This is a genomic window from Collinsella aerofaciens (assembly GCF_001404695.1).
GTDB classification, from domain to species: domain Bacteria; phylum Actinomycetota; class Coriobacteriia; order Coriobacteriales; family Coriobacteriaceae; genus Collinsella; species Collinsella aerofaciens_E.
Genome location: NZ_CZAQ01000063.1, coordinates 1 through 2,785, shown reverse-complemented (window position 1 = coordinate 2,785; position 2,785 = coordinate 1). Strand labels below are relative to the sequence as shown.

Genomic DNA, 2,785 nt, shown 5'->3' with positions numbered 1-2,785 from the left:
CGCAGGGTCATCCCCATGCCCTGCGGCCCCGCGCGGGCGCCCCGCGGCGCGGTTCGCCGGGATGCGGTCTTACTGGCCCTGGGCCCTGTACCTGGCCTCGGTGGCCTCCTTGGCCGGCCGCCACCAGGACTCGTTGGCGACGTACCAGTCGATGGTGGCCTTGAGGCCCCCGGCGAAGTCGGTGTGCGCCGGCCTCCATCCGAGCTCGCGCTGGAGCTTCATCGAGTCGATGGCGTAGCGGCGGTCGTGGCCGGGACGGTCGGCGACCCAGTCGAAGTCCTCGGGGTCGCGGCCCATGGCCTCCAGGATCATGCGCAGGACGGTGATGTTGTTCTTCTCGCCATTAGCCCCGATGAGGTAGGTCTCCCCCGTGCGGCCCTTGGTGAGGATGTCCCAGACGGCCGAGGAGTGGTCCTCGGTGTGGATCCAGTCGCGCACGTTCTCGCCCTTCCCGTAGAGCTTGGGGCGCACGCCGTCGATTATGTTGGTGATCTGGCGCGGGATGAACTTCTCCACGTGCTGGTAGGGGCCGTAGTTGTTGGAGCAGTTGGAGATGGTGGTTCGCAGCCCGTAGGTGCGGGTCCAGGCGCGCACGAGCATGTCGGAGGACGCCTTGGTGGAGCTGTACGGCGAGGACGGGCGGTACGGCGTCTCCTCGGTGAACTTCGCCGGGTCGTCGAGCGCCAGGTCGCCGTAGACCTCGTCGGTGGAGACGTGGTGGTAGCGGACGCCGTATTTCCTCACGGCCTCCAGCAGGCGGAAGGTGCCCTCGACGTTGGTGCGCAGGAAGGGCTCCGGGTCGGCGATGGAGTTGTCGTTGTGGCTCTCGGCGGCGTAGTGCACGATGGCGTCGTGGCCGGGGACCAGCCTGTCCAGCAGCTCGGCGTCGCAGATGTCGCCCACGACGAGCTCGACCCTATCCTCGGGCAGCCCCGCGATGTTCTCGGGGTTGCCGGCGTAGGTCAGCTTGTCCAGGACGGTGACGTGCACCTCGGGGTGGTTGTTGACCACGTAGTGCACGAAGTTGCTGCCGATGAAGCCGCAGCCGCCCGTGACGATGATATTCTTGGGTTCGAAAATCTCAGACATGAAAATCCAATCTGAAGCATGTACAGCTTCTTTAGTATGCCGCAGGAAGTGACGCCGCGACGCTATTCAACAAAACTATCGGACATTTCGGCATGCGATAAGAGCCATAACCTTCGCAGAATTACCTCCTGTACAAAACGCCTCCGAAATGCAGTCTTTGTCGTAGTGAAAAACCGAATCCCCAGTTATTTCACGTAAGTACTTATAGAAGAAATCCTCCCAGCTTTTAAACTTCTCACTGTTTACAAAGGCTTCTGGGGTTTCCAAAACCGTCTTAACATCTAGCTCTGAAATTACGCCGGAGCTCAGTAGAAGCCACTCGAATGATTCGGGAAGACAAACCGTAACAGTATCGCGGTGAATGTCTTGCAGCTTAAGGACGCGGTCCGCATAGCACCCAAATGCCGCCCCGTCCGCGACAACAAACACGCGATCGTCGAGATGCTGATCCAACCAGCCCAAAATCGCGCTGTTCGTCATGGCCGAAGTACAGGTAAGCTCACTGTCAGCGAAATGCCGTTCAAAGAACTGGAAACCAGACTTACTGTCCTCGCATAGAAGGATAGAAAAGTCCTGTTTTGGCGCCGACCGGGAAATAGCATAACGATGATTCCCGCGATCTTGATAAACAGGGACGAAAGAATGGTATTTTCCGCTCGTCTTAATCTTGTAAATCTCATCCACGCTATACGGAAGATTGGGGAAATCAGCCCTTGAGATCAGCACGAAATAATTCGAGGAATACAGCACATGATGGGCAAACTCATCAGAATGGATCTCTTTTAAGCCCTCATCGACAAATACAATCGAGTCATGAACGGACGAAAGCTGGTTTCGCCAATCATAATCGGTCAGGGCGACACAGGGACAATCGCATTGCAAGGAAACGCCCGACTGCTCGCCCGTTCGCATGTAGTCTGCGACCATGTCAAACAGTGTCGTCTTACCCGTGCCACTATCGCCACGCACAATAGTGATGTTCCGCTTGATGGTAAATGTGTACTTAGTTCCCCTGCGGCGGGAAATCTTAACGAGATGCGAACCGTTCATAAGCAGTACCTACAGATACGGAATCGACTCGTGAATCAATTCGGCCATGTTGTGAACGATTCGGCCGCTATTCACGACTTTAATTTTAAAATCCTCGCGACCAAAGTCCATCACATGATAGAGATTCACAACAAGCTTGCGGTCTTTCGCCATGTCGAGAATCCACTTGGCACAGTTGTCACCACAGGTAGAAGCGTTAAAAATTTGCTTACGATCAAATCTCATAAGCAGCAGCGTTTTCACGCCACCAGAAAGCTGGAGTGGGGAGATGAATCCAAGCACAGGGCTTTCGATGACGTTTTCGGAGACAACATCCGATCGATCAACATCTTTAATTATCGAGACTGCATAGGGATCCGTAATCCAAGAAGACCGGTAAGAGTTTTTGAAATATGTCGCTGTGTTGTAAATCGCTTCTGGCATATCGCCAAAGTAGACGCTTAACACATCCACTCCCAATCATATTGTCTTTATGGTCAACGTAATCATAACGAAAGGGGCCACCAGATAAACGGTGACCCCTAAAAGAAAACAAGCTTGCGCTAGTACTCGCGCGGGCTGTTGACGATCTCGCCGGCGGCGACCTTCTTGAGGTGCCGGCCGTAGACCGACTTGCCGTAGGCCTCGGCGGCCTGCTTGAGCCCCT

General features: G+C 55.4%; 3 protein-coding genes. All 3 read right to left on the bottom strand.

The features are described 5' to 3' along the window. Nucleotides 1-69: 69 nt before the first annotated feature. The 3 genes from rfbB to AQ996_RS09450 all read right to left on the bottom strand — a co-directional run bounded on the left by rfbB (nucleotide 70) and on the right by AQ996_RS09450 (nucleotide 2,586). Nucleotides 70-1,089, bottom strand: a complete 1,020-nt coding sequence (gene rfbB / locus AQ996_RS09460) for a dTDP-glucose 4,6-dehydratase (protein WP_055252685.1) — start codon at nucleotides 1,087-1,089, stop codon at nucleotides 70-72. Between the two features lie 75 nt (nucleotides 1,090-1,164). Then, nucleotides 1,165-2,139 carry a hypothetical protein gene (locus AQ996_RS09455; RefSeq protein ID WP_070097171.1) on the bottom strand — a complete coding sequence of 325 codons (975 nt, stop codon included), beginning with the start codon at nucleotides 2,137-2,139 and terminating at the stop codon, nucleotides 1,165-1,167. Between the two features lie 9 nt (nucleotides 2,140-2,148). Continuing rightward, nucleotides 2,149-2,586, bottom strand: coding sequence for a DUF4869 domain-containing protein (locus AQ996_RS09450; RefSeq protein WP_055252684.1), 438 nt, complete (start codon nucleotides 2,584-2,586; stop codon nucleotides 2,149-2,151). Between the last annotated feature and the right edge of the window lie 199 nt (nucleotides 2,587-2,785).

Excerpts from the sequence above, each read along its gene's own strand:
- AQ996_RS09455 (WP_070097171.1), bottom strand. The coding sequence starts at position 2,139 with ATGAACGGTTCGCATCTCGTTAAGATTTCCCGCCGCAGGGGAACTAAG.
- rfbB (WP_055252685.1), bottom strand. The coding sequence starts at position 1,089 with ATGTCTGAGATTTTCGAACCCAAGAATATCATCGTCACGGGCGGCTGC.